19 protein-coding genes are annotated in these 26360 nt (G+C 73.2%); 9 read left to right on the top strand and 10 right to left on the bottom strand.

The genetic code is table 11. The features are described 5' to 3' along the window. Window positions 1-178 precede the first annotated feature (178 nt). Window positions 179-742, top strand: coding sequence for a TIGR03086 family metal-binding protein (locus ACZ53N_RS08190; protein ID WP_469140111.1), 564 nt, complete (start codon window positions 179-181; stop codon window positions 740-742). A 159-nt stretch (window positions 743-901) separates the two neighbouring features. After that, entirely contained in the window at window positions 902-2005 is a 1104-nt protein-coding gene (locus ACZ53N_RS08185) for a class I SAM-dependent methyltransferase (RefSeq protein WP_469140110.1), read from the top strand. Between the two features lie 76 nt (window positions 2006-2081). Here ACZ53N_RS08185 and ACZ53N_RS08180 read toward each other — a convergent pair whose 3' ends face one another. Both ACZ53N_RS08180 and ACZ53N_RS08175 read right to left on the bottom strand, forming a co-directional pair. Continuing rightward, entirely contained in the window at window positions 2082-2555 is a 474-nt protein-coding gene (locus ACZ53N_RS08180; protein ID WP_469140109.1) for a nitroreductase family deazaflavin-dependent oxidoreductase, read from the bottom strand. 54 nt (window positions 2556-2609) lie between these two features. Further along, window positions 2610-8609, bottom strand: a complete 6000-nt coding sequence (locus tag ACZ53N_RS08175; RefSeq protein ID WP_469140108.1) for a WD40 domain-containing protein — start codon at window positions 8607-8609, stop codon at window positions 2610-2612. A gap of 71 nt (window positions 8610-8680) precedes the next feature. On the opposite strand from ACZ53N_RS08175, the gene ACZ53N_RS08170 reads away from it, so the two are divergent. Then, window positions 8681-9871: an ArsB/NhaD family transporter gene (locus tag ACZ53N_RS08170; RefSeq protein WP_469140107.1), complete on the top strand. Its 1191-nt coding sequence runs from the start codon at window positions 8681-8683 to the stop codon at window positions 9869-9871. Between the two features lie 38 nt (window positions 9872-9909). Here ACZ53N_RS08170 and ACZ53N_RS08165 read toward each other — a convergent pair whose 3' ends face one another. The 7 genes from ACZ53N_RS08165 to ACZ53N_RS08135 form a co-directional block, all read right to left on the bottom strand. Beyond that, entirely contained in the window at window positions 9910-10848 is a 939-nt protein-coding gene (locus ACZ53N_RS08165; RefSeq protein WP_469140106.1) for an inositol monophosphatase family protein, read from the bottom strand. Beyond that, a complete protein-coding gene (locus tag ACZ53N_RS08160) occupies window positions 10829-11509 on the bottom strand; it encodes a hypothetical protein (RefSeq protein ID WP_469140105.1) in 681 nt (226 codons plus the stop codon). Before ACZ53N_RS08160 ends, ACZ53N_RS08165 begins: the two co-directional genes overlap by 20 nt. 7 nt (window positions 11510-11516) lie before the next feature. Continuing rightward, window positions 11517-12479: a hypothetical protein gene (locus ACZ53N_RS08155; protein ID WP_469140104.1), complete on the bottom strand. Its 963-nt coding sequence runs from the start codon at window positions 12477-12479 to the stop codon at window positions 11517-11519. Between the two features lie 124 nt (window positions 12480-12603). After that, the gene (locus tag ACZ53N_RS08150; protein ID WP_469140103.1) at window positions 12604-14235 is read right to left on the bottom strand and encodes an ABC transporter ATP-binding protein; all 1632 of its coding nucleotides are present in this window, start codon (window positions 14233-14235) and stop codon (window positions 12604-12606) included. Window positions 14236-14282: 47 nt separating this feature from the next. Beyond that, the gene (locus ACZ53N_RS08145) at window positions 14283-15128 is read right to left on the bottom strand and encodes an ABC transporter permease (protein ID WP_469140102.1); all 846 of its coding nucleotides are present in this window, start codon (window positions 15126-15128) and stop codon (window positions 14283-14285) included. Continuing rightward, window positions 15125-16135, bottom strand: a complete 1011-nt coding sequence (locus tag ACZ53N_RS08140) for an ABC transporter permease (RefSeq protein WP_469140101.1) — start codon at window positions 16133-16135, stop codon at window positions 15125-15127. The genes ACZ53N_RS08145 and ACZ53N_RS08140 overlap by 4 nt, the downstream gene beginning before the upstream one ends. Beyond that, on the bottom strand, window positions 16132-17688 hold the full coding sequence (locus ACZ53N_RS08135) for an ABC transporter substrate-binding protein (RefSeq protein ID WP_469140100.1): 1557 nt from the start codon (window positions 17686-17688) through the stop codon (window positions 16132-16134). Before ACZ53N_RS08135 ends, ACZ53N_RS08140 begins: the two co-directional genes overlap by 4 nt. 365 nt (window positions 17689-18053) lie before the next feature. Here ACZ53N_RS08135 and ACZ53N_RS08130 point away from each other — a divergent pair, with 365 nt between their 5' ends. The 6 genes from ACZ53N_RS08130 to ACZ53N_RS08105 all read left to right on the top strand — a co-directional run bounded on the left by ACZ53N_RS08130 (window position 18054) and on the right by ACZ53N_RS08105 (window position 25576). Next, window positions 18054-19046: a TauD/TfdA family dioxygenase gene (locus tag ACZ53N_RS08130; protein ID WP_469140099.1), complete on the top strand. Its 993-nt coding sequence runs from the start codon at window positions 18054-18056 to the stop codon at window positions 19044-19046. 76 nt (window positions 19047-19122) lie between these two features. Beyond that, window positions 19123-20166, top strand: a complete 1044-nt coding sequence (locus tag ACZ53N_RS08125; RefSeq protein ID WP_469140098.1) for an ornithine cyclodeaminase family protein — start codon at window positions 19123-19125, stop codon at window positions 20164-20166. Continuing rightward, entirely contained in the window at window positions 20157-21551 is a 1395-nt protein-coding gene (locus ACZ53N_RS08120; protein ID WP_469140097.1) for a type III PLP-dependent enzyme domain-containing protein, read from the top strand. Before ACZ53N_RS08125 ends, ACZ53N_RS08120 begins: the two co-directional genes overlap by 10 nt. A gap of 49 nt (window positions 21552-21600) precedes the next feature. Continuing rightward, window positions 21601-22626: a cysteine synthase family protein gene (locus ACZ53N_RS08115; RefSeq protein ID WP_469140096.1), complete on the top strand. Its 1026-nt coding sequence runs from the start codon at window positions 21601-21603 to the stop codon at window positions 22624-22626. Then, the gene (locus tag ACZ53N_RS08110; protein WP_469140095.1) at window positions 22626-24047 is read left to right on the top strand and encodes an MATE family efflux transporter; all 1422 of its coding nucleotides are present in this window, start codon (window positions 22626-22628) and stop codon (window positions 24045-24047) included. Before ACZ53N_RS08115 ends, ACZ53N_RS08110 begins: the two co-directional genes overlap by 1 nt. Window positions 24048-24409: 362 nt before the next feature. Continuing rightward, complete coding sequence (locus tag ACZ53N_RS08105; protein WP_469140094.1) at window positions 24410-25576, top strand: carboxylate-amine ligase; 1167 nt, start codon at window positions 24410-24412, stop codon at window positions 25574-25576. Between the two features lie 29 nt (window positions 25577-25605). Here the strand turns inward: ACZ53N_RS08105 and ACZ53N_RS08100 are convergent, their stop codons facing one another. Continuing rightward, window positions 25606-26244 (bottom strand): hypothetical protein, encoded by a 639-nt coding sequence (locus ACZ53N_RS08100; RefSeq protein WP_469140093.1) that lies wholly within the window; start codon window positions 26242-26244, stop codon window positions 25606-25608. Window positions 26245-26360 lie beyond the last annotated feature (116 nt).

Here is a 26360-nt window from a genome sequence, read left to right as displayed (position 1 = left end):
TTTCTCCTCCCCCCCCCCCCCCCCCCCCCCCCCCCCGCCCCCCCCCCCCCCCCCCCTCTCTCCCCCCCCCCCCCCCCCCCCCCCCCCCCCCCCCCCCCCCCCCGACGGGTCCTTCCATGCCCCGGGGCGCGCACCTCCCGGTGTTCCATGGGAAGACTCCGGTGTTCTACTGGAAGACATGCGACTTCTCGACGCGTACGACAGGGCGATGGGGGAATTCGACCGCCGGGTGCACGAGGTGGACAAAGGGCAGTGGACGACGGACACGCCCTGCAGCGAGTGGTCGGTGCGTGACCTGGTCAACCATCTGACCGCCGAACATCTCTGGGCGCCGTGGCTGCTGCGCGGCGCCACCCTCGACGAGGTCGGGGACCGGTTCGACGGTGATGTGCTCGGGGACCACCCCCGGCGCGCCTGGGACCGGGCCGCGGCGGCGTCGCGGGAGGCCTTCCACGCGCCCGGCGCGCTGGACGGCGAGGTGCACACGAGTGGCGGTGTCGGCGCCGCGGGCGACTACGCGTGGCAGATGGTCGGTGACCTCACCGTGCACGCCTGGGATCTGGCGCGCGGTATCGGCGGCGACGACCGCCTCGACGAGGCACTCGCCCGGGCCGTGTACGCGATCGTGGAACCCCAGGTGAAGAGCTGGCAGGGGGCGGGGATCTTCGACCCGCCCGTGCCGGTGCCCGAGGACTCCCCCGTCCAGGACCGCCTCGTCGCCCTCCTGGGCCGGCGGCCGTAGGGCACCGGGGCAGTGACGCCGGGCGCGGGCCGGTCCTGCCCCGTCGCCGGTGGACAGCGGTCCGCGACGGGCAGACGATGGAGAGAGCCCCTGTCGCGCCCCTCCGGCGCGCGGCGCCGGCCGACGGGCGCGGCCCGTGCGGCGGGAGTGTGACGGGACATGACCATGCAATCGGCGCCGATCGACACCGATCGGCGGGACGCCTTCGTCGGGCGTCTGTTCGACGCGGGGATCGGCTCGGTCGAGCTGGTCTGCGTATACCTCGGTGACAAACTCGGCCTGTACCGGGCGCTGGTCGACCACGGCCCGCTGACCACCCACGGGCTCGCGGACACCGCCGGGGTCCATGAACGGTACGCCCGGGAGTGGCTGGAGCAGGAGGCCACCGCCGGGATCCTGGACGTCGACGATCCGGCCCGGCCCGCCGGGGAGCGGCGCTACACGCTGCCGCCGGAGCACGCCGAGGTGCTGCTCGACGGGGACAGCCTGAACTATCTCGGCTTCCTCGGGTGGCTGGTCGGCGGGATGATGCAGCCGCGTACCGGTCTGCTGATGGATGCCATCCGCACCGGTGGCGGCGTGCCGGCGGCCGTGTACGGCAATGACGTCCGCGAGATGATCGCCGCGGGCAACCGGCCCCAGTTCCTCCACCTGCTGGCCGACGAATGGCTGCCGGCCGTCCCCGAGGTGCACGCCCGGCTGCTCACCGATCCCCCGGCGCGCATCGCCGACATCGCCTGCGGCGCCGGCTGGTCGACCATCGTGATGGCCAAGGCCTATCCCAAGGCCACCGTCGACGGCTACGACATCGACGCCGCCGCCATCCATGACGCCCATACCAACGCCAGCGCCGAGGGTGTCTCGGACCGGGTCCACTTCCGGGCGCGCGATGCCGCCGATCCGGACATCGCCGGGCGCTATGACCTGGTCACCGTCTTCGAGGCGATCCATGACATGGCCCGTCCGGTCGACGTGCTCCGGACCATCCGGCGGATCACGGCGGAGGGCGGTGTGGCGCTCATCGCGGACGAGCGGGTGCCGGACACCTTCGAGGCGCCGGCGGACGAGATCCAGCGGTTCTTCTACGGGGCGAGCCTGCTGTACTGCCTGCCCACGAGCATGGCCGAGCAGCCGTCCGCCGCCACCGGCACGGTCATGCGGACGCCCGTCTTCCGCGAGTACGCCCAGCGGGCCGGTTACGACGACATCGAGGTCCTCCCGATCAAGCATATGTTCTGGCGGCTGTATCTCCTGCGCCGCTGAGCTTGTTCTTCGACCTCGATCTGTTGTCGGAACCTGTTGCGCAGCAGGTCGTGGGCCGCGCGGCTCAGGTCCTCGTTCACGACGGTGGCGCGTCTGCCGCCCCTGCCGCGGACGCGGGCTCCAGGACGAAGACGGGGATCACACGGTTGGTCTTCTCCTGGTACTCGGCATACGGCGGATACGCGGCGACCGCGCGCTCCCACCATTCGGCCTTCTCGTCTCCGGTGACCTCACGGGCCGTCATGTCCCGGCGTACGGGCCCGTCCTGGAGCTCCACGTGCGGGTCGGACTTGACGTTGAAGTACCAGACCGGGTGACGCGGGAAGCCGCCCTTCGAGGCCACGGCCGCGTACCGCCCCTCGTGCTCGACACGCATCAGCGGGATCTTGCGGATCTTGCCGCTCCGCACGCCTCGCGTCGTGAGAATGACGACGGGCAGGCCGGTGTCCCAGAGCGTCGTCCCCTGCGTGCCGCCCGAACTCTCGTACAGCTCGACCTGGTCGCGCACCCACTGCGCCGGACTCGGCTCGTACTCGCCCTCAAGAGGCATCGTGGTCCACCTGTCGTCGCGTACGAATGGTGTTGCGCAGGTTCAACCGGACCGTCAGATCGGATCGTCCGTCGCCAGCCGTCGGACGCCCGGCAGATGGTCGTCGAGCTCGCCGGGCTCGAACCGGCACATCCCCACGACGTGCCAGAACTCACCGGCTATGTCGCCGTCGTACTTGTAGGCGCCCGAGGGCGCCAGCGCCGCCCAGCCACCCGGCACGCCGATCAGCGTGGCGCGCGGTGTCGGTTCGCCCTCGGCGGCCACGTTCCACAGCCGTACGGTGCCGTCCTCGCCGCCGCTGGCCAGCAGGGAACCGTCGGGGCTGAAGGCTACGGCGAGGATCCGGCCCGTGTGGCCGGTGAGGCGGCCCGTCTCGAAGCCGTAGAGGGGGTTCCACAGCCGGACCACCCGGTCGTCGCCGGCCGTGGCCAGCAGCGGGCGGCTCGGGTGGGCCGCGGCGGTCCACAGCCGGCCCGAGTGACCGGTCAGCCGGTGCCGGGGCCTGCCGTCCCGCCAGACGATGGCCTGGCCGTCCCAGGACACGCTCGCCAGCCAGCCGTCACCGGGCCCGAAGACCACCGCGTAGACCCGGTCGGTGTGGCCGTCGAGCTCGGCGGTCAGCCGGTGCTCCGAGAGGTCCCACAGCCGGACGAACCGGTCGTCGCAGCCGGTCGCCAGCCGGGAGCCGTCCGCGTGGAACGCTATCGAGCGCACCCGCCCCCGGTGCTGGGCGAACGTCGCCACATGGGCACCGGTGCTGCGGTACCACAGCCGGACGGTGTCGTCGTCGTTCGCGGTGGCCAGTATCCCGCCGTCGGCGCTGAACGCCTCCGCCCACACATGGTCGGTCTCGGCGTCGATCTCGCGCTGGTAGTCGCCCGTGGCGGCGTTCCACAGATAGACGTCGCCGTCGCTGCTCGATGTCGCCAGCACGGGGCCCGCCGGGTTGAACACCGCGGAGACCAGACGGTCGTTGTGACCGGCCAGTTCGCGCACGCGCCGGCCGGTCGCGGGATCCCAGAGCCGGACCAGACCGTCGTTGCCGCACGCGGCCAGGTGGGTGCCGTCGGCGCTGAACGCCAGGCTGGCGACCTTGCGCCCGTGGCCGCGCAGGATCCGCCGCCCCTGGCCGGTCGAGGTGTCCCACAACCGCACCACGCCGTCATTGCCGACGGTCACCAGCAGGGGGCCGGGCTCCTGGGCGCCGCCGATTCCCTCACCGGGGCGGAACCGGCAGGCCCAGACCGACCCTTGATGGTCCGGGGGGCGCTGGCGCAGCGGCACGACCGACCAGTCCTCGGGCCGCCGGGTGACCCGCCACAGGCGGACGGCGCCGTCGCTGCCACCCGCCGCCAGGACCGTGCCCTCGGGGTCGAACACCACTTGGTACACGGCCCCGGCAACCTCCAGTGACGCCCCGGCGGGGGTGCCGGTCACCGGGTCCCACAGCCGGACCTGTCCCTCGGTGTCGCCGCTGGCCAGCAGCCGGCCGCCCGGGTGGAAGTCCAGGGTGTAGACGCGGCCGGTGTGGCCCGTCAGTTCGTGGCGCAGCCGGAGAGTCCCGACGTCCCAGATCCGCACCGAGCCGTGATCGTCGTCGCCCATGTCGCCGGTGGCCACCAGGGTGCCGTCCGGGCTGAACCGCGCGCGGTAGGCGGCCCCGCGGTGACCCTCGAGCTCGCCGAGGAGGCGGCCGGAGCGGGTGTCCCACAACCGGACGGACGCAGCCGCGTCGCCGGTGACCAGGAGGGCCCCGTCCGGGCTGAAGACCGCGGTGTAGACGGGGGCCCGGTGGCCGGGCAGCCGGTGGGTCACCGTCCCGTCGGCCGTGTCCCAGAGGGTGACGGTGCCTTCGGCGTCACCGGTGGCGAGGCGGTCACCGGCGGGATCGAGGGAGACCGGCCACACCCCGTCGGGGTGGACTTCCAGCCGGTGACGGCACGTACCGGCGACGGGGTCCCACAGGCGCACGACGCCGTCCGCGCCGCCGGTGGCGAGCACCCGCCCGCGGAACTTCACGGCGTAGACCCGCCCCATGTGCCCCTGCAGGGTGCGCAGGGCGGTGCCGGTGGCGGCGTCGCACACCAGGACGCCGCCGTCCTCGCTGCCGAGGGCGAGGAGTTCACCGCCGGGGCTGTAGGAGACGGGCTCGGGAAGTCGGCTGGTACGCATGTCGAAGCCGTACGGGACGCCGACCGCGGCGGGCCGGAAGCCTATGCCGACGGACAGGCCGGGCGCGATGGCAGCCGTGCTCAACTCGGGGGTGGCCGGGGCGGTGGGGTCGAACTCGGCGTTGATCAGGGCCGCCTGGTGCCAGCGGCTGCCGTCGAGCCGGGCACCGCGCAGGTCGGTCCCGATCAGCCGGGCGCCGCGGACGTCGGCGCCGCGCAGGTCCGCGCCGGTGAGATGGGCGTCGTCGAGCCGGGCGCCGGTGAGGCGGGCGTCGCGCAGGACGGCTCCGGTGAGGTCGGCACCGACGAGGCCGGCGTCGGTGAGGTCGGCGCGGGTGAGGTCGACGCCGGAGAAGTCGCGGTAGGAGAGGTCCTCGCCGGCGAGGAGGGCGCCGCGCAGGTCGGTGTGGGCGGGCACCCGGAGCCTGCTGAGGATCTTGACGGCGTTGGCCCTGGCGGTTTCGTCGTCCTCGCAGGCGCCGCCCCGCGCGTCCGGGCCGGTGCCGTCGGCCAGCGTGCGTTCCGCCCATTGCTGGCACGCGCGGTGATCGGCGAGGTCGCAGAGGAACTCGACCGCCAACTGGCTCAGCGGGCGGCGGGCGAGCAGACCGACCTCGCCGCGGTCGCCGTGGCCGAGTCGGGCGGCGGCCTCGCGGGCGACCAGCCACTCGACCACGGAGCCGTGGATGAACTGGAACAGGCCTTCGTCGGTGCGCACCAGCAGGCTGCCGGATCCGACGGCGTGCGCGGCCTGACCGACCGACAGCCTGCTGTCCGCCAGCCCGCTCAGCACCTCGGCCACATCGGTCAGCTCGTCCAGGCGGAGGGCGCCCTCGCCGCTCTCCCACAGGCGCAGGGCGAGGGTCGTCACCGCCCGCCAGAGCTGGCGCAGGCTGAGGCCGGGGGGGCTGCCGAGGCTTCCTTGGCCCCGCCGCTCCTCGAACCGGAGCCAGGAGGTGAACACCTCCTCGTACAGCCCGGCGGGGCTCAGGGCGCGGCCCGCGCCCGCGACCGCGCGCAGCCGTTCGTGGTCGAGGTCGGCGACGAAGCTGAGCAGGCGGGGATTGCGGCACAGGGCGAACAGGTCGGGGATGCCCTCCAGCAGCCGGACCCTGCGGTCGGCGGCGTGCTCGTCCCCGTAGCGGTTCACGAGGTAGGTGCGGATCTGCTGCGGGGAGAACTCCTGCAGGGCGAGGACACGGCGCTGCGGGAGCAGCCCGACGCGCTCGCCGAGCGCGGTGAGCACCTGGGCCTGGGATCTGAAGTGCTGGGTGCGGCTGCTGACCACGATCTTGGCGTTGTCCACCGCGGCGTCGAGCAGCACCTGGAGGTGGTCGGCGGCCCGGTCGTAGCTGACCTGGTTGACCAGTTCGTCGAATCCGTCGAAGAGCAGGACGATGCGGCCCTGGCGGAGCATGTAGCGGAAGGCGCGCAGGTCGATGGTGTCGACGCCATGGCTCGCCAGGTGCGCGGCGACGAGGCCGTCGAGGGTGTGCGCCTTGTCGAGGGCGCTCAGCTGGATCAGCAGCGGGACGAGGTGGGGCAGTTCCTCGGGGAGGCGGCGGGCCAGCTCGCGCAGGGCGAAGGTCTTGCCGTGGCCGAAGTCGCCGAGGAGCAACACAAAGCGGCCGTGGTCGGCTTCGAGCAGCCGCAGGAGGTCCGCCACGAGCCCGTCGCGCTCCGCGCCGCCGAGGCGCTCGATCTCGCGGTAGCGCTGGGGGAGGTAGAGGCTCGGCTGGTACTGGAGGTCGGTGCTCAGCCGTTCGGTCTGGGCGGCCACGTAGCCGCGCAGGTCGAGGAGGCCTTGGAATTCGGTGAAGCTGCGGATGAGGACGCCCCGGCGGCGGGCGCGCTCGCGCAGTTCGCGCGCGGGTGGCGGACCGTCGTGGACGAGCTCGGCGTCGGGCTCGGTGTCGGAGGCGTAGATGTGGTCGATGAAGCGGTCGACGTCCTCGGCCTGGGGGGTGCCGACGCAGACGGCCACCCGCTGCTGGCGGACGAAGCCGGATTCGGTCCAGGTGGCCAGCAGCCCCGGCACGTCGCCGGGGAGGCGGCGCAGCTGGACGCCCTCGTGCCGGATGCGGCAGACGTCGGCGACGCGGGCGACGAGGCCGTCGAGCGGGCCCTCGACGGCCCGGGCCTCCGGCCCGGCGACGGGCTGCCCGGTGACCTCCTCGTCGACCGGTGTGCCGGGGGCGGTCCCGGCGGTGGCGGGTGCTTCGGTGCCGGGGGCGGGCGGTGGCTGCGGCGGGCCGAAGGCACGCCGGGCGCCGCGCCACTCACAGGCGTAGTGCCAGGGTTCCCGGCCGGGGCGCTCGGGCCAGCGGGTGAGGCCGTCGCGGGTGAGGCGGAGCAGTTGGTGACGGGCGGGGGCGGCGGCGCCGAGGACGGGCAGCTCCCCGGAGGCGAGGGGCAGTGCGGCGGCGGTGGGCGAGGCGTCGGCGGCGCGGGGGTCACCGGCGGGGCCGTGCAGCAGCAGATGCAGCCGGGGGCCGGTGAGCCGGGCGAGCACGTCGCTGTCGCGCAGGGGCGCGGTGCCGGGGCGGCGGCCGCCGACGCCGGGGCCGTCTTCGTGGCCCCGGCGGGGTCCGCCGCTCTCGCGCGCCTGGCCCGGGGCGACGCCGTCGAGCGACCGGAGGGCGCCCGGTGGGTGGCGCAGGGCGCCGAGGCGCAGCCAGCCCTCCTGTTCGTACGGGCGCAGGGCCTGCGCGAACCAGGCCGCCTGTTCGGGGCCGAGCCGGCCGTACTGGTCGTCGGGGCGGTGGCTGTAGGCCATCGAGGAGTTGATCCCGGCGATGACGGTGCGCAGGGCGGGGACGGGGAAGAGGGACCAGGGCTGGTCGCTGTCGAAGACGGCGTCGAGGCCTTGGTAGAGCTCCTGGAACAGCCGTGCGTAGTGGCGCCACTTGGGCCAGTAGGGCGGCCGGGGCTGCATCTCGTCGGCTTCGCAGGTGCTGAAGTAGGCGCGGCAGGCGGCCTGGCTGACGTCCTGCCCGCCGGGTACGACCGCGAGCCGGTCGGCGGCGAGGCCGAGCCGGGAGCGCAGTCCGGTCAGGAAGGTCAGCGCCTGGTCGCATTCGCGCGGGCTGCCGGAGGCGGTGAGGTCGCCGGTGACGACGAGGAGATCGGGCGCGGGGGCACCGGCGTCGGTGAGCTCGACGAGGTCGCCCCAGACGGCGGCCTGGAGTTCGGCGGGGTCGGCGCCGCGGCCGAAGCCGGGGCCGGCCAGGTGGAGCACGGAGACGGCTTCCCTGGCGTGGTTCTCCTCGGCGGCCTGCGGGTAACCGGGCGGGCTCGCGGGGCGCCGGCGGCCCGCCCAGCCGGGGCTGCCGAGCTGCCGGTCGGAGTGCGGCCGTGGGATGCCGGGGATGGCGCCCGGGACACCGGGGGCGGCGGCGCCCCGGCCGCCGGGGAAGCCGGGGTGCTCGGCGGGCCGGGCCCGCCCCTCCAGCGCCTGGCCGACGCGGGTGAGCAGCAGATCGCGTGCGGCGGCGGTGTCGTGGACGGCGACCAGGTCGACGTAGGTGATCGTGGCGAGCAGGCCCTCGACCGGGATGTCCTCGACGCGGACGGTGATCAGTCTGCGCTCGGGGGCGTCGGGGTCGGCGCGCAGCGCGGCCTGCCACTCCATGCGGCCGTAGCGGGAGCGCTCGTAGTTGCGGGAGAGGACGGCGATGACGGCGACGGACTCGCTGACGCCGCGGTCCATGAAATCGACGAAGTTCGTCCCCGGCACGAAGTCCCAGGCCTGGATGACGGTGCGGTATCCGGCCTCCTCCAGGGTCCACGCTATCCAGGCCGCCCAGCGCTCGTCGGCCGGCGAATAACTGATGAAGAAGTCCAACGGCCGCTGCTGTCCCGCGAGTTCCTGGCGTAGGACCATGGACCCCATCTTATGCGTCAGGTCACTCCCGGTCACCGCTTTCGTGCGAAGTGTGTGCGATGCTCTTGTCCGTGCGCGCCATACATCGTCTGCACGCGTTGGACTGGGTGGCCGGGGGGGTGCTGGCCTGCGGTCTCCTCTGCCTTGCCACGGGACTGCTGCCGGCGGAGCCGGCCGGGGACGCGATGGTCCGCATCGCCCCGCTGCTGGCGTTCCTCGGCACGGTCATCGTGCTCGCCGAACTCACGAGCCGGGCCCAGGTGTTCGACGTCGTGGCCTCGGCGGTGGCGCGCGCCGGGCGCGGCAGCTATCCGGTGCTGTTCGTCCTGTGCGTGGCGTTCGCCTCGGTCACCACGATCACCCTCAATCTGGATACGACGGCGGTCCTGCTGACGCCGGTCATGCTGGCGCTGGCCTCGCGGGTGGGGATCGCGGCCGTGCCGCTCGCGATGACCACGGTCTGGCTGGCCAATACGGCGAGTCTGCTGCTGCCGGTGTCCAATCTGACGAATCTGCTGGCCGCAGACCGGGTGGCGCTGTCCCCGGCAGGCCTGGCCGCGAGGATGTGGGCTCCCCAACTGGTCTCCATCGCGGTGACGATGGGCTGCCTGTGGCTGTTCTTCTGGCGGCGCGGCAGACGCGGCTCGGACACCTATGTGCCACCGGCCGCCCACCGGCCTGCCGACCGGGTGCTCTTCCGGGTCTGCGGGCTGGCCTGTGCGGGCTTCCTGCTGGCCATACTGCTCGCCGACATCCCGCTGTGGATGGCGTCGGCGGCGGCGGCCCTGGTGGCGGCCGCGGCCTTCGCGGTGCGGCAGCGGCCCGCGCTGCGGGTGTCCCTGATCCCGTGGCGGCTGCTGGTCCTGGTGCCGGGGTTGTTCCTGGTGGTCGAGACGGTCAACGTCAACGGTCTGCACGACGCGCTGTCGGCGGCGATGGGGACGGACGGCGGGCTGCTGGGAATGTTCCGGGCGGGGGCGGTCGGCGGCGGGATGTCCAACGTGCTGAACAACCTGCCGGTGTACCTGGCCGCGGAGTCGGCGGTGCCGGTGGGCAACCACGATCAGTTGCTGGCGCTGCTCATCGGCACCAACGTGGGCCCGGTGGTGACCCCTTGGGCCTCACTGGCCACTCTGCTGTGGTTCGAGCGCTGTCATGCCCAGGGGGTCAAGGTCTCGCTGAAAGTGTTCCTCGGCACCGGCGCGGTGCTGGCGACCGGCGCCGTCCTGGCGTCCGTGGCGGCGCTCGCGGCAACGCGATGATCCCGAGGGGGACGCCACCGGGGCGCCCGGAGCGCCGCTCAGCGCCCGCCGTCGGCCGTGCTCGCGGTGATCGGGCCGCTCCGGCCGCTCCGGCCGACGAGGTCCAGGAGGTACGGGAGGTCCTCCGGCCGGCCCGCGACAAAGCTGCGGTCGGTGTCCGGGCCCGTCACCCCCGGGCGGAAGGGCCCCCCGTCCAGGGCCCGGATCTCCAGCCCCGCCTCGGCGGCCAGCAGGGCACCGGCGGGCAGGTCGATGGCCTCCGCGCGATAGCCGACGAAGCCGTCGATGTCACCGCGGGCGAGCATGGACCACGTCAGCAGCGGCGCCCAGAGCTGGAGCAACCGCCGCGAGCGGGCCTCCAGCACCTCTTTCAGACCGTGCGCGGCCCGGTCGTCGCGCGCCACGCCGTGGCCCTGGGTCCAGGCGAGCAACGGCCCGGCGGGCGACAGCGGGCGGGCGGGGCAGCGCATCCGCCCATGCGGCCCGTAGGCGCCACGACCGCTCAGGGCGGTCCACGTCCGGTCGGTGACCGGATCGTGCACGACCCCGACCACGGGTGCGTCGTCGACGCACAGGGCGATGCCGACGACGTAGGCGGGCAGCCCGATGACGACGTTGTTGCTGCCGTCGAGCGGGTCCACCAGCCAGGTGCGGCGCGGGGCCCCGCCGGTGGCGTCGCCGTCCAGCGTGCCCGCCTCCTCGGCGAGGATCCGGTCGTGCGGGAAGCCGTCCCGGATCCGCCCGACGACCAGGCGCTCGGCCATCAGATCGAGTTCGGTGACCACATCGCCGTGGTCCCCCTTGGCCCGGATGCCGTAGTCGTCCTGGAAGCGCGAGCGCAGCAGCGCGCCCGCCTCCCGCGCGGCGGCGACGGCCAGTCGCCGCTCGGCCGTGAACGGCCCCGCGAACTCCCCGTCGGGGCCGTCCGGGTCGTGGGCCGCGGCCCGGCCGTGGGTGCTATCGGGGATGAGGCGCATCGATCCTCCTGAGGACAGTGCGGGCTGTCCGGGCCGTCTGAGCGGCGTCGCATGTCTGTCGTACCACCCGGTGGCCCCGGCCATGCACCGGCCCGAGGGAGAGGTCGAAGCGCCCGGGTCGCGAACGGCCGAGCAGCAGGGTGGCGGCGGTGCTGCCGCGCGGTACGACGGAGGTGTGGAACTCACCCGCCGGGAGGGTGTAGATCTCCCCTCCGACGACCGTCTGTTCGGGGCCGGGTTCGCAGCTCACCAGGCGCGAAGTCGGCCTGATGTCGTCCACCCCGGCGGGATCGCTGCGCACCTCGAAGACACGGTGGGTGGGGACTTCCGGGCGCTCGCGCACCCGTACCCGCAGATTGCCCACACTGCCGTACAGCACACAGCTGGTCAGTTCCCAGCTGTGCGAGTGGACGGGCGAGGTGGTCGGTGCCGGGCGCGGACCGGTCGTGCCGGTGCCGAAGACGTGCAGACAGACGCCGCGGTCGCCGTCGCGCTCCACGGGCAGGCACAGGAAGCCGAGCGGGTGGCGGACGGCGTGCAGCTCGCGCCGCCCGGAGGCGATCTCGTCGAGGGCCGAGGCGGCCGCGTCGAACAGCTCCGCCACCGCCTCGCTTCCGTCCACGGCCCGTTCGAACAGTCGGTAGTCCACGGGTTTGCGCACTCGAAGCTCACCTCCGGTACGGATTCTCCGGGTGCAGCGCCTTGTCGATGATGTCGCTGACGTCCCGGTCGGTGAACGCGGCGGGGAGGGGCAGCCCGAGCCCGTCGAAGAGCCGGTACACCTCGTCGACCGTCGGCTCATCGCCGAGGGGCTCGGTGCGGATCAGGTCGAGGGTGACCGCCTGCTCCCGGCTCTGGTGGAGTTCGGTGACGTAGTAGTCGTAGAGCGGCCGGTTCCGCTCGACCAGCAGATTGACCCGGCGGGGGTCGTCCTGAGTGATGATCAGGCAGGACGCGGACAGGTCGAAGCGCAGGGTGGGCACGACGGAGGAGAGGTGGACACCGATCTCCAGGGTGTCCAGCCGCTGCCGGTACCAGCAGGCGGCGAGCACCGTGGCGAAGGACTCCTTGCGGGTCCGGTCGGCGCTCCAGGCGTCGGGCGGTACGACGTCCAGCCGGTGGGCGAAGGTCTGCCGGAAGCGGGCGTACGCCGCGCAGGCCTGGTCGTCGGCCGGGTTGACGATGTCGATCTTCATGGAGAGGGAGCGGCGCTGGCGCTGCGCCTCCCGGACGCAGACCGGAAGGGTCACGGCGCGCAGATACGTACCGGTGCCGCCCTTGAAGATCCAGTGGTCGGTGTTCTGGCGCGCCTGCTCCAGGGCCCGTTCGAGCTCGGCGCCGGACAACGACCGCACCATGGTGAGGTCTTCGAGCGCGTGCCGGGTTCCGGTGGTCGCCTCGCGGATGTCCGCCATCCGCCGCCGTCGCTCGGTCAGCGTCCCGAAGACGAGCGCCGCCAGGACCAGCAGGGTCGCGCCGGAGGTGACGTTGCCGTCGATGTTCTGGTCGAAGATGTCCAGCAGACCGATGATGAGGGCGGCGCCGGTGGCGACGACTCCGTCGAGGTTCTTGATGGTCCAGGAGACGGCCTTCTCGACCCGGCCCCCCGGATCCATGGTTCTGCGCGCCACTGCCCCACCTCTCCCCCGGATACCGGCCATGGTAGGAGCGGACGGAGCCCGGCGACCAGGTTTCCGCTTCTCGCGGGTGCGTTCCGCGCCATCGCCTGCTCACCGCCCCGCCCCCGCGCGGTGTTCACCCGGTCGTCGGCAGCAGCTCCGCGGTGGGGCCGGTGGCCGTGACGTGTCCCTCCTCGAGGAGGTGGACGGTGTCGGTGTAGGCGGCGACGAGAGGGAGTTCGTGGCTGACGAGGACGAGCGTCAGCCCGCGGCCGTCCCTGAGCCGGGTGAGCAGCTCCATGACGGCGGTGGCGGTGTCCGCGTCGAGGGCGGAGGTCACCTCGTCGCACAGCAGGACATCGGGATCGGGGGCCAGAGCCCGGGCGATGGAGGCGCGTTGGCGCTGACCGCCGGAGAGTTCGTGGGGGTAGCGCCCGGCGAAGTCGGCGGGCAGGCCGACGTCGTGGAGGAGCCCGGTGACGCGTCCGGCGATGTCCGGCTTCGGCGTGGTCCGGTGGAGACGGAGGGGCCGGGCGAGGGTGGCCCCTATGGTGCGGGTGGGGTTGAGGGCGCCGAGTGGGTTCTGCGGGACCAATTGGATGCGGCGTTGTCGGTCGCGATCGCGGGCGCGGGCGGTCGCCGGCAGGGGCCGCCCGTCGAGCGTGAGGGTTCCGGCGGCCGGGCGTTGCAGTCCGGCCAGCACCCGCAGCAGCGTCGTCTTGCCGGAGCCGGAGGGACCGACGACTCCGGCGGCGGCACCGGGGGCCGCCGCGAAGTCGACTCCGGTCAGGGCCCGGTGGGTCCGCCCGCCCTGGGTGAAACCCACCTCGATGCGGTGGGCGGCCAGTCCCGAGCCCGGTGCGACGGCGTCGGGGCGCTCCGGGCGGGGCCGCACAGGGCCTGTCAGGCGGGTCTTCGTGGGCTCCCGACGTCCGGCACGCACGCCCGCGGCGTTGTCCCGGTCGCCCGAGTGCGCCTGGTACAGGGGCGGTCCTCCGCCGTGCGATCGCACGCACCCGGCGTCGCCGGCCGGTCCACGACGGTCCGCCGGACGGACCTTGGGCGCGGGGACGGCCAACGGTGCCGCCGGGGTTCGGGCCGTACCGAGGTCGATCACGTCGTCGGCGCAGCGCTCGACGAGTTCGGGGTCGTGGCAGGCGAGGACGACGGCGAGGTTCCGGGTGGTGGCGAGGCGGCACAACAGGTCGGCGATCTCGTCGCGCAGGGCGGTGTCGAGCCCCGCGGTGGGCTCGTCGAGGAGGAGGACCTCGGGTTCGCGGGCCAGCGCCCGGGCGAGGGCGACTCTGCGCTGCTGGCCTCCGGAGAGGGCGCCCGGGCGGCGGTCGGGCAGCCCGGTGCCGGTGGGCAGGCGGCACTCGGCCAGCAGGCCCAGGACGGCCCGGAGGGAGGGGTCGACGGCGGTCTCGGCGACGAGGTGCCGGACGCGCATGCGGGGGTTGAGGGCGGAGCCGGGGTCCTGGCCGACGTAGGCCACCCGGTGGCGGCGGAGGTCGCGCAGCCGGCCCGCGGGGAGGGCGAAGACATCGTGGCCGAGCACGTCGACCGTGCCGGACGCGACCCGGGCGCCGCCGGGGAGGTCGCCGATGACGGCGCGCAGCAGGGTGGTCTTGCCCGAGCCGGAGGGGCCGGTCAGGGCGCTCACGCGGCCGCGGCGCAGGGCGAGGGTGGTCGGCGCGAGCAGTTCCGGTCCGCCGGGCAGGTGAACGGCCAGGTCGGTGACCCGTACCGCGGTGGGGTGGTCGGTCATGGCCGGGCGGGGCTCCTCCGCGGTACGGGGTGTGGGGTCGGCCGGGGTCATCGGGCGGTCACCGCCGTGCGGCCCGCGGTGGGCGCGAGGGCGTCGGCGGCGAGGTTGACGCTGACGGCCAGCAGGCCGACGGCGGCGCCGGGCGCGAGGACGACCCACGGGTTGAGCAGGGCGCCGGCGGCGTTCTCGCGGATCATCAGGGCCCAGTCGGCTTCGGGTGGCTGGGGTCCCAGTTGGAGGAAGCCGGCCATGGCGATGACGTAGACGGCGGCCACGAAGCGCAGCCCGAACAGGGCCAGGACGGTGGCGCGCAGATTGGGCAGGATCTCCCGCAGGGCCAGGTACCACAGCCGTTCCCCGCTCGCGGTGGCCGCCTCGATGAAGCCGCGGGCGGCGACGGGCGCGGCGGCGCTCGCGACGACGCGCACCGCGTAGGGGACGCCCAGGGCGACGGCGGCGACGATCACGGCGAGGCGTCCGCCACCGGGCCAGGCCAGCGCGAGGAGCATCATGCCCAGCACCGGTGGCAGCAGGATGGCGAGGTCGGCGCCGCGCTCGAGGAGCCTGCCGAGGGTGGGGCGCAGGACGGCGAAGCAGCCCAGCACGGTGGCGACGGCCGTGACGAGGAGGGCCACGACGAGCGCGCTGCCGATGAGTTCACTGCCGCCGTACAGCATCCGGCTCAGCACATCACGGCCGAGCTGGTCGCCGCCGAGGACCGCCGGGCCGCCGGGCTCGGCGTAGGGGGCGGTGACGGGCTTGTCGAGGGGGTGCGGCGCGAGCAGCGGTCCGGCGAGGGCGAGCAGGGTCAGCAGGAGGCCGGGCGCCACCCGCACCAGGGCGCGCGCCCGGGGGCGGCGGGGCCGGGGCGTGGCGAGGGCGTCGGCGCTCATGGGCGGGCTCCCAGGGTGCGGGCGCGGACGAGGTCCGCGCCCAGCAGGACGAGGCTGATGACGGCTCCCGTGCAGGCGACCACGGCGGCGATGACGGGGGTGTCGCGATCGGCGACGGATCCGGCCAGGACGGTGCCGAGCCCGGGGTAGTTGAAAAGGGTCTCGACGACGACCGCGCCGCCGAGCAGCATGCCGGTGGAGGTGGCGGCTCCGGTGGCGATGGCGGGCCAGGCGCCGGGCAGGGCGTGGCGGAGCAGCACGCGACGGGGTGCCAGTCCGTCGAGGTGGGCGGCGATCACGTGCGGGGCCGCGGCCTGGTCGGCCAGGGCGCCGCGGACGATACGGGCGTTCCAGCCGGTCTGCGGGACGGCGAGGGCCAGGACCGGCATGACCAGCATGGTCCAGGAGGCGGGTGAGCCGTCGGCGGTGGTCATGGTGGCGGCGGGCAGCCAGCCGGTCCACAGCGACAGGAGCAGCAACAGACCCACGGAGACGACGAATTCGGGCAGCGCCAGGGTGACGGTGGAGGTGAGGCCGATGACGCGGTCGACCGGGCCACCGGGCCGGGTGGCAGCCCAGCAGCCCAGGGCGAGGGCCGAGACGAGGGTCAGGGCGAAGGCGGCGCCGCCGAGGAGGAGCGTGTTGGGCAGGGGCGCGGACAGCAGGTCGGTGACGCGCTCCCCGCGTGCGGAGGTGCCCAGGTCGCCGGTGGGCAGCGCCGTCATCCAGTCACCGAACCGCTCCCACAACGGCCGGTCCAGGCCGAGCAGATGACGGCGGGCCGCCGTGTCCGCGGCGCTTTCGCCCCGCTCGGCGGCGGCGGACGCCGCGTCGCCGGGGAGCAGTTCGATCGCGGCGAAGACGACGGCGAGCAGGACGCACAGCAGCACGACCCGCTTGGCGAGCACGACGGCGATACGGGCGGCCGACGACGCGGCACGGCGCGGGGCCGGTGCCGCCACCTCGTCGGCGGCGGCACCCACCCGTACGGTCTTCGTGTGGCTCAACGCGCCAGCCAGACGTTCTCGAGCTGGACCCGGCCGTAGCCGGGCAGCTTGGGCAGGTTGCGCACCTTGGGGGCGGCCAGGTCGATGCCGTCGGCCATGCCCCACAGCAGATAGCCGGACTTCTCGTGCTCGATCTTCTGGAGCTCGCGCAGGGAGGTGGCGCGGGCCTTCTTGTCGGCGGTGCCGATGACCTTGCGGTAGGTGTCGTCGAACGTCTTCTCCGACCAGCCGGCTTCGTTCTGCCCGGCACCGGTCACCATGGTCTTCGAGGCGAAGAAGATGACGGAGTCGTTGGTGCCCCAGTAGTTGGTGTAGAGGTCGCCCTTGAGCCAGGTCTTCTCGTAGAAGGCGCCGGACTCCTGCTTGACGACCTTGATCTTGATGCCGGCCTCGCGGGCCTGGGTGGCGAACAGGGTCGCGGATTCGGCGAGCCCCGCGATGTCCTCGGTGGTGACGAGCTCGTAGGTCCTGGAGAAGTCGAAGTCGGCTTCTTCCAGGAGCTTCTTGGCCTTGTCGAGGTCGCGTCGGCGCTGGGGGACGTCCTTGGCGTAGGCGGGGTCGCCGGTGCCGAGGATGTCGTTGGCCACGGTGCCGTAGCCGGAGAGGACCTGCTTGACCATGGCGTCGCGGTCGACGACGAGCTTCATGGCCTCGCGGACCCTGGGGTCGGCGAAGGGGCCCTCGGCGGTCCGCATGACGATGGGCATCGCCATGTCGTTGGGACGGCGGGTGACCTGGATGTCCTTGCGCGAGGCGGCGGTCCGGGCGGCGACGGCGCCCACGTTGGAGGCGACGTCGATCTGGCCGCCCAGCAGCGCGTTGGCCATGGCCTGGGGGCTTTCGAACATGGTCACCTCGATGGCGTCGAGGTGGACCGGTCCGCCGTGCCACGTGTCGTTGCGCAGCAGACGGGCGTTGCCGCCGCGGAACCAATCGAGTGTGAAGGGACCGGCGCCGGGGGCCTTGGCGATCTCCTTGTCGGGGGTGTCCTTCTTGAGGACGAACGTCGACAGGCGGGTGAGCAGCGGCAGTTCGGCATTGGCGTCGTCGGAGACGAGGACGACGGTGTCCTTGCCGTCGGCGGTGATGTTCTCCGCCTTGATGCCCGGCAGCCGGCCCGCGCCCGCGGGGGTGTTGCGGAGTCTGCGCAGCGACCACACCACGTCGTCGGCGGTGACCGGCGAGCCGTCGTGGAAGGTCGCACCCTTGGCGATCGTGAAGCGCCAGGTCTTGAGGTCGTCGGACGACTTCCAACCGGAGGCGAGGCGGCCGACGGTGTTGTCCTTGAGGCCCGGTGCGGTGAGGGTGTCATGGACCAGGGCGATGATCAGGTAGTCGCTCTCGTTGCCCTGGACTCCGTGCGGGTCACGCGTGGTGGCGGAGGCGCGGCCGAGCGCACCTATGCGGAGCGTGCCGCCCTTCCTGGGTGTGCCACCGGCGGAGTCCGCCGATGAGGAGGCCGCGTCGTCCTTGCCGCCCCCGCAGGCGGCGAGCAGCGCGGCAGCGCCCACGCCCCCGCCGGCCCACAGCGCCTGGCGCCTTGTCCAATTCACGTGGTCCTCGTTCCGCCGCAGTTGCACTTACTTAGGTTTGGCTACCCTAAAACGAACCCTGATCGCAATTGTGCGTGAGCAGTGAACCGAAAGACGAATCGGCCCCAACCTCCGCTTCACGCCCATGAATTGCTGAAAATCGGGCGAAGTGGACTACCGTTCGGTAAGGTTTGCCTTACCTAATTTGGATGGTAGTTTCCTCGGCGACCGCTGACGCCGACTGCCGTGTTTCCGCCACGGGCCGCACCCCTCTTCCAGGGCGTCGAGCGCACTCCGCCCTGCCCACGGCACCTCCCGCACCGTGCCCGGAATCGGAACCTCCGCCCCACCCGAAGTCCCCACCTCACGAAACGGATGAATTCGCCATGAGCACGGGAGCCGCGCCCGTCCGCCTGCTCGATGCCGCCCCGGCCGCCGAACTCCACCGCGCCGCCGCGAAGATCCTCGCCGAATTCGGCACCTCCGCCACCTCCCCCCGACTCCTCGCCCGTGTAGCCGAATCGGCCGCGGAGCTGAGCGAGCCGATCCGGCACGAGCTGCGGCCCGTCGACACCGACGACGGCCTGTTCGTGCTGCGCGGCCTGCGCGTCGACGACGCGGGCATCGGCCCGACGCCCGCGGGGTGGGCCGCCGCCGGGGGCAGCGGAGCCGTCCACGACCTCGTGATGCTGCTGCTCGCCACGGTCATGGGCACCCCCCTGGCCTGGCAGGGGCAGCAGAACGGGCGGTTCGTCCACAACATCGTCCCCGCCCCCGGCCACGAGCAGGAGCAGACCGGTGCCAGCAGCGACGTCCTCCTCAGCCCGCACACCGAGGACGCCTTCCACCCCGGCCGGGCCCATCTGTTGATGCTCGGTTGCCTGCGCAACCACGACCGCATCGCCACCACCGCCGCGAGCATCCGCAAGGTGCGGCTGGACGACGCCGACCTCGACACGCTCACCCGCCCCGCGCTGCCCATCCTCCCCGACGACGCCTACACCGAGGCGCGCGGCTTCGAGGGTCTCCCGCCCGACGTCCCCACCCTGTGGCGGTCCCCCGACGGCCTCACCCTGCGCTTCGACCCCGCGTACACCCCGCTGGAGCGGGCCACGCCCGAGCACCGGGCCGCCTACCGGCGCCTGGAGGCCGAACTCGCCCGCGTCTCGGTCGCGGTGAGCCTCGCCCCCGGCGAGGTGCTGGTCGTCGACAACGACCTCGTCGTGCACGGCCGGGTCCCCTTCACGGCCCGCTACGACGGCACCGACCGCTGGCTCAAGCGCGCTTCCGTACGGGTCCCCGGCCGCGACACCCGCCCTCCGGCCGAGGCCGCCGAACACGGCTACGGCCAGGCCGCCGTCGAGGCCCGCGCCGCCTGACCCGCCGTCCCCCGTTCCCCCTTCCCCGTTTCCTCCCTTTCCCCCCTTCCGGCAACCAGCAGACGAGGAGCGAGAGATGACCGACACCACCGCCGCCACCGGCGACCCCTGCATATCCGACGCGGTCGACGCCCCCACCGACCACACGACCCTGCGCCTGCTGTCCACCAGTGACCTCGCGGGCATCGACATCACCCTCACCGATGTCGTCGACACCGTCGAGGGCGCCTACCGCACGCTGGCCGCCGGCCGGTCGGACAACCCGCGCAAGCTCACCGTCAAGCCCTCCGACGGCCACTCCGTCTCGTACGCGATGCTCGGCCGCGACGGCTCCCGCGATGTCGTCGCCATCAAGACCTCGTACAAGCACGGTCTGGACAAGGGCCGTGAGGAGCAGCACTACTACACCGCCCTCGCGCTCTACGACGACGTCACCGGCCTGCCCGTGGCGATGATGGACTGCGGCCGCATCGGCTCGCTGCGCACCCCGGCCGTCTCCGCCCTGCTGGCCCGCGAGTGCGCCGCCCCCGGGGCCCGCAGCGCGCTGGTGATCGGCACCGGCACGCAAGGGCGGCTGGCCCTGCCGTTCCTGCTCACCACGCTGCCCGGCCTGGACCGGTTGATGCTCTTCGGCACCCACCCGGAGGGAATCGAGGCGGTTCGGGCGCAGCTGCGCGCCCACTTCCCCGACCGGGACGTCGAGGTCGTCACCGACGTGCGGGCCGCCGCGGCGCAAGCCGACGTCATCGTGGCGACGGCGGGCGCCCACACGCCCGCGGCCGTCGAGGCGGACGATCTGAAGCCCGGCACGCTGTCGATCCTCGTCGGCCACGGGCTGGCCCCCTCGACCCTGCTCCGCGCCGACCGCGTCGTGGCCACCAGCGAGGCCCAGATGAAGGTCACGGGGACCGACATGGCGGACACCGACGGCAACTTCCCCGCCGTGGACACCGAGTTCCCCCCGGTTCTCGCGGGCGCCGCCGTCGGCCGCACCGCACCGGAAGAGCGGATCTTCGCCTACAACAGCGGTCTGGTCGTCACCGACATCGCCCTCGGCCACCGGTTCGCGCAGCTCGCCATCGAGCTGGGCCTGGGGACGCGGGTGCCGCTGTGGCGGTGACCGCGCGCCCCGGGCCCGCGCTGCCGACGCTGCCCGCGCACCCCGACCTCCAGACGGACGCGATCCTCGACAGCGGTCTGCCGCACGAGCTGGCCCATGCCTTCGGCGGCCCCTTCCACTTCCTGCTCCCGCACCGCTTCGACGACAACCTCGCCGCGTTCCGGTCGGCGCTGGACGAGGCCGGGGTGGACGGGCACGTGTACTACGCGAAGAAGGCCAACAAGGCCGCCGCGTGGATCGAACGCTGCGCGGCCACCGGCGCCGGAGTGGACGTCGCGAGCCTCGGCGAACTCCGCGGGGCCCTCGGCCACGGGGTGCGCGGCGAAGACGTCGTGGTGACCGGTCCGGCCAAGCACGAGGAACTGCTGCGGATCGCCGTCCTCCAGGGCGCCCTGACCGCCGTCGACTCCCTCGACGAGCTGGACCGGCTCATCGCGCTGGCGCGCGCCGGCACGGTCCGCCCCGCCCGGCTGTTGTTGCGCCGACTCCCCCCGGCACAGTCCCACAGCCGTTTCGGCCTGGACGGGGACGAGCTCGCCGAGGCGCTGGAGAGGTGCGTACGGGCGGGCGACGCCGTCCGGATGGAGGGGTTCAGCTTCCATCTGTCCGGCTATGCCACCCAGCCGCGCGCCGACCTCGCCGGGCAGCTCGTCGACCTCTGTCTCAAGGCCCGCGTCATGGGGCTCCAGGCCGACCGGATCAGCATCGGCGGCGGTTTCGCCGTCGACTACGCCGCGGCCGACGACTGGCACGCCTTCCTGGCGGCGCAGCGGCCCGAGCACTACCACGCGCACAAGTCCTTCTCGGCCCCCGACTTCTACCCGTACCACTCGCCGGTCGCCGGGGCGGACGCCCTGCGGGCTGTCCTGGCCGCCGTCCCCGAGGGCGGCCAGGACAGCCTGGCAGGCAGACTCCGCGAGAGCGGCACTCTCCTGCTGATGGAGCCCGGACGGGCGTTGCTGGACCGGGCCGGCGCCTCCGTCTTCCGCGTCCAGGGCGTCAAGGACCGCGACGGATACGGGATCGTCACCGTCGACGGGACGAGCCTCAGCCTGTCCGAGCAGTGGTTCAACAGCGAGTACCTCCCGGACCCGGTGCTGGTGACCCCGGACGGGCGGGCGCTGCCCGACCCGGTCGGCACCGCCGCCTTCCCCGCGGCCGTGGGGGGTGCGAGCTGTCTGGAGTCGGATCTGCTGACCTGGCGAAAAATCCCCTTCCCCGCCCGTCCCTCGGTCGGTGATCTGCTGGTCTACCCCAACACCGCCGGGTACCAGATGGACTCCAACGAATCACCGTTCCACGATCTGCCGCTGCCGCCCAAGGTCGTCCTCGACGACACCGGCGGGCGACCGCGCTGGCGCCTGGACCGCCGCCCCGCCTGCTGACCTCCTCCTCCCCGCCCCGCCCCGCCCCGCCTGCCACAGGAGCTCCCCCATGAACGAGGCTCTGACGCGCCCCGCCGTGGTCTCCCGCATATCCGACCTCATCGGATACACCCCGCTGTTCGAGCTGTGCCGCACCGAGAACGGCAGTCGGCTGCTCCTCAAACTGGAGATGTACAACCCCACCGGCACCGCCAAGATCCGCATGGCCCGTCAGATGGTGCTCGACGCGGAGGCCCGCGGCGAGCTGCGCCCCGGCGGCCGCATCATCGAGTCCACCTCCGGCAACACCGGCCTGGGACTCGCCGTCATCGCCGCCGAGCGCGGCTACACCTTCACCGCTGTCGTCGACCACCACGCCTGCGTGGACAAGCTGCGCGGGATGAAGGCACTGGGCACCGAACTCGTCTACGTGGCCGACGACGGTACCGAGGAACTCGCCACCGCCGCCCGTGAGGAGCTCGCGGAGGACATGGCCCAGGGCCAGGACAACACCGTCTTCACCGAGCAGCACAACAACCCCAGCAACGGCGTCGGCTACTTCCCCGTGGCCCACGAGCTCCACCAGGCCCTCGACGGCCGCATCGACGTCCTCATCGGCGCGGTCGGCACCGGCGGCGCCCTGTGCGGCACCACCCGGGAACTGCGCAAGCTCGTCCCCGATGTGCGGACGATCGGCGTGGAGCCGAAGGGCTCCATCGCCTTCGGCGGCCCCGCCCACGACTACTACCAGTCCGGCACCGGCACCCCCGAAGGCGCCGAGATCGGCGCGCTGGTCGACTTCGACCTGATCGACGAGGGCGTGAAGGTCGGGGACGTCGAGGCGTTCGCGACCGCCCGGGCCGTCGCCCGTACCGGCCTGCTCATCGGCGGCTCCGCGGGCGGCGTCGTGCACGAGGCGCTGACCCGGCTGCCGTCGCTGCCGCCGGGCAGCACCATGGTCGCGCTGGTCAACGACGGCGGCGAGAAGTACCTGGACACCGTCTTCAACGACGACTGGATGAACGCCCGGGATCTGATCGACCCCGTCGTGGAGCGCGAGATCGACGAAACGCTGACGAAGCTGCGCAGGAACTGATGCCTTCCCTACAGCCGCTCACCCTTCTCCGCGACAGCCGGGCGCTGGCCACCCTCGCCGTCCCCCTCGTCCTCACCCAACTCGCCCAGGTCGCGCTGACCACCACCGACACGGTGATGATGGGGCTGCTCGGCACCCGGGCCCTGGCGGCCGGCGGGCTGGCCATCGTCATCTTCAACCAACTGCGCACCATGGGCGTGGGCCTCGTCACCTCGGTGGGCAACCGGATCGCGGCCGCCGCGGCCCGTGCCGAGCGGGCGGACACGAACGGCGCCGACGCGTCGGCGGCGGACGCGGAGGTCGTCGGGATCGTCCGCGCGAGCCTGGCGGTGGCCACGCTCGCCGGACTGGTCGGGGCCGTCCTGATGGTCCTCATCGGGCAGGCCCTCACCTGGCTCGGCCAGGACGCCGCGGTCGCCGACCGCGCGCGGACGATGCTGGCGGCACTGGCCCCGGGGCTGCTGCCGTGCCTGTGGTTCCAGGCCATCCGGCAGTTCACCGTCGGCATGCGCCGCCCGCAGGCGCTGCTGCGGATCACCATCGCCTCGGTAGCCGTCAACGCCGGCCTGAACTGGCTGCTGATCCACGGCACCTGGGGGCTGCCCGAACTGGGTCTGCCCGGCATCGGCGTGGCCACCTCGACCGTCTACCTCCTCTCCTTCCTCGCCCTGTACCTCTCGGCGAAGAGGGACACCGTTCTCGCCCCGCTGCTCAGCCTCAACCTCCTGGGCGCCGACCGGGCGACCGTGCGCGAACTCGTCCGGCTGGGCGTACCCATCGCCGCGACCTACGGTTCGGAGGCCGGTTTCTTCTCGGTCACCGCCTTGATGGCCGGTTCCTTCGGCAGTGCCGCCCTCGCCGCCCACACCGCCGTGAACCAGCTCGTCTACATCGTCTTCCAGGTCGCCGTCGGGCTCTCCCACGCCGCGTCCATCAACGTCAGCCGCGAGCTCGCCCTCGGCCGCACCGACGCCGCCCGGCGCATCAAGAACACCGCCCTCGCCTGTGCCGCCGCCGTCATGGCCGTCGTCGCCGTCGTCTACGCCACGCTGCCCGGCCTGGTGCTGAGTCCGTTCCTCGACGCCGACGCCGAGGGCGACGGGAAGGCCGTCACCATCGCCACCCAACTGCTCTTCGTCATCGCCTTCCTCCAGTTCTTCGACTGCGCCCAGAACATCGGTGTCGGTCTGCTGCGTGGCCTCGACGACACCAAGAGCGGCTTCCGCATCACCCTCATCGGCTATTGGCTCGTCGGCCTGCCCGCCGCCTGGCTGCTGGGGTACGCGGCGGGTCTGGACACCCTCGGTATCTGGCTCGGTCTGCTTGTCGGCCTCGCCACCACGGCGGTCCTGCTGCTGCGCCGCTACGGCATCGGGCTGCGCGCCCGGAGCCTGTCCCAGGAGCCCGTCACCGCAGGTTAGAAGCGCTCGGCACCGGCCCCGACACCGGCGCGGCCCCGGCCGCCCGGATCGGGGCTTTGCCCGTTTGGCACCGGTTCCGTCCGCGTCCTGACCGGGTCCGACCCATATTGACGGCTTGACCGGCGCCCATCACCATGGGTTTCCCCCCTGGCGCCGAGGGAGTGCTGATGACGGTCGGCGGGTCCGACTCCTCGCCCGCAGGGGCGAACAGCTCGACGATTCCGTTCCTCCACCGGCCGAGGGCGACGCGCGTGGACCGCCGCCGGGAAGCCGAACGAACGGTACGGCGCCTTCAGGAAAAACGAAACAGCCCGGCCCCGGCAAGTCCATCATCACACCTACCAGCAGGAGGAGTTGGCGCGATGGGCGATGGGACGATACGGCACATCGGTTCTTCGAGCGATCCGCCGCTTTTGACGTCCGACGACATACCCACCCTGGGCATCGAGGAGGAGTTCGTCCTCGTCGACAGCCACTCCCGAGCCGCGGTCAACTGCGCGCCGGTGGTCATCAAGGGCGCCCAGAGCGTTCTCGGCGACCAGATCGGCGCCGAGATCTTCCCGAACATGGTCGAGACACGCACGCACCCCGTCACCACGCTCGACGGTCTGTACAAGGAGTTATACCGACTGCGCGCCGGCGTCGCGGCGGCCGCCGCCGAGTACGGCTGCCGGGCAGTGGCGTCCGGCACCGTGATCGTTCCCTCCAGGGGCCCGATCGAGGTCACCGACCAGAGCCGCTATCTGCGAATGGCCAGCGAGTACGGCCCACTGGTCAGCGGGGACCAGGGCACCGGCGTCTGCGGCTGCCACATCCACGTCGGGGTCGCCGACCGGGAACAGGCCGTGCAGCTCGCCAACCACCTCCGGCCCTGGCTGCCCGCACTCCAGGCACTCGCCGCCAACTCGCCGTTCCACGCGGGCCGGGACAGCGGATACGCCAGTTGGCGGACGATGCGCTGGGCCCAATGGCCGGGCGCCGGCCCCGCCCCCCTGCTCCCCGACGCCACGGCGTACGACACGCTCGTGGATTCCCTCGTCACCTCCGGCATGATGGTGGACCGCAGGATGGTCTATTGGTACGCCCGACCCTCCGAGCACTGCCCCACCGTGGAGATCCGGGTGACCGACGTCAACGCCGACGTGGACACCGTGATCCTGCTGGCCGGCCTCGCGCGCGCGCTGGCGGCGGTGCTGCTGGCCGACGTACGGCGCGGCGTCCCGGCCCCCGACGTCCCCGACGCCCTGCTGCGCGCGGCGCACTGGCGGGCGGCCCGGGACGGTCTGACCGGGCGCGGCGTCGACCCGGCGACGGGGGACCAGCACCCGGCGGCCGAAACCGTCGACCGGCTGCTGCACCGTGCCGTGCCCGCCCTGGAGGCGGCGGGCGAGCTGCCCCTCGTCCGGGACCTGTGGCAGCGCCGACGCCTGCTCGGCGGCGGAGCCGACCGGCAGCGGGAGGCGTTCCGCCGCCGCGGCGATCTGCGCGACGTCGTGGATCTGCTCACGGTGACCGCCGGCCGGAGCTGACGGCGCCCCCCTGGGTGTCGGCTGTGCGTTCAGCGGCCCAGCAGACCGCCGGTGACGCCGGTGACGCCACCGAGCAGCCCGTCGACCACCCCGCTCAGCGGCGCCTGCCGCTGGGCGGACTCGCCGCCCGCCGGACGTGCCGCCGGCGCGGTGGGCGCACCGGGGGCGGGCGCGGGCACCGGAGGCGGTACCACGGCCCGCTCGGGTGCGGAGACCGCCCCCGATACCCCGGATGCCGCCCCTGAGACGGCATCCGCGGCGGCGTCGGTGGCGACGGCCGGGAGGGAGGACACATCGGTCGCGGCCGCGGACGGGCCCGTCGGCGCCCCGGCCGCCCGCGGCGGCGGTGTCACGGGCCCCGTCGGCTGTCGCACCGTGTGCCGGACCTTCGGTTCCGCGGAGAAGGTGACGTCGGACGGCCCGGCGGGCTTCGCCCCGGCCGGCTTCCCGCTCTTGTCCCGGTGCGTGGCGGCGGTGGGCTCGGCCGTGTCGTCGGCGGGGTCGGGCATCGGCTCGAAACGGGGCTCGGACCGGGCTTCGGCGGCGGTGTTGCCGCCCGTCGTCTGAAAGGTGAAGGCCAGTGCCCCCGCCACGCCCATCATGGTGGCCGCTTTGATCGCCGTGGCATGCGCGCGCACCACACGGTTGGGCTGACTGTGCCTACCCATAGGGCTTCCTCCGGGTCGTACCGCTCGCTGTGAGGCACCAGTAATACTGTGGAGCGGGGCGCGCGCGGTGGCTTATACGGAGTTGTTACACGGCGGCGTACGGACCTGGTACACAG

Source organism: Streptomyces sp. NPDC033229, from assembly GCF_055576875.1.
Note: the sequence above shows the minus strand (reverse complement) of the source record. Positions and strands in the feature narration are given on the sequence as shown.

What these genes read in the sequence shown, in the direction of transcription:
- ACZ53N_RS08190 (WP_469140111.1), top strand. Translation starts at nt 179, where the DNA reads ATGCGACTTCTCGACGCGTACGACAGGGCGATGGGGGAATTCGACCGC.
- ACZ53N_RS08185 (WP_469140110.1), top strand. Translation starts at nt 902, where the DNA reads ATGACCATGCAATCGGCGCCGATCGACACCGATCGGCGGGACGCCTTC.
- ACZ53N_RS08180 (WP_469140109.1), bottom strand. Translation starts at nt 2,555, where the DNA reads ATGCCTCTTGAGGGCGAGTACGAGCCGAGTCCGGCGCAGTGGGTGCGC.
- ACZ53N_RS08175 (WP_469140108.1), bottom strand. Translation starts at nt 8,609, where the DNA reads ATGGTCCTACGCCAGGAACTCGCGGGACAGCAGCGGCCGTTGGACTTC.
- ACZ53N_RS08165 (WP_469140106.1), bottom strand. Translation starts at nt 10,848, where the DNA reads ATGCGCCTCATCCCCGATAGCACCCACGGCCGGGCCGCGGCCCACGAC.
- ACZ53N_RS08150 (WP_469140103.1), bottom strand. Translation starts at nt 14,235, where the DNA reads ATGACCGACCACCCCACCGCGGTACGGGTCACCGACCTGGCCGTTCAC.
- ACZ53N_RS08145 (WP_469140102.1), bottom strand. Translation starts at nt 15,128, where the DNA reads ATGAGCGCCGACGCCCTCGCCACGCCCCGGCCCCGCCGCCCCCGGGCG.
- ACZ53N_RS08130 (WP_469140099.1), top strand. Translation starts at nt 18,054, where the DNA reads ATGAGCACGGGAGCCGCGCCCGTCCGCCTGCTCGATGCCGCCCCGGCC.
- ACZ53N_RS08125 (WP_469140098.1), top strand. Translation starts at nt 19,123, where the DNA reads ATGACCGACACCACCGCCGCCACCGGCGACCCCTGCATATCCGACGCG.
- ACZ53N_RS08115 (WP_469140096.1), top strand. Translation starts at nt 21,601, where the DNA reads ATGAACGAGGCTCTGACGCGCCCCGCCGTGGTCTCCCGCATATCCGAC.
- ACZ53N_RS08110 (WP_469140095.1), top strand. Translation starts at nt 22,626, where the DNA reads ATGCCTTCCCTACAGCCGCTCACCCTTCTCCGCGACAGCCGGGCGCTG.
- ACZ53N_RS08105 (WP_469140094.1), top strand. Translation starts at nt 24,410, where the DNA reads ATGGGCGATGGGACGATACGGCACATCGGTTCTTCGAGCGATCCGCCG.
- ACZ53N_RS08100 (WP_469140093.1), bottom strand. Translation starts at nt 26,244, where the DNA reads ATGGGTAGGCACAGTCAGCCCAACCGTGTGGTGCGCGCGCATGCCACG.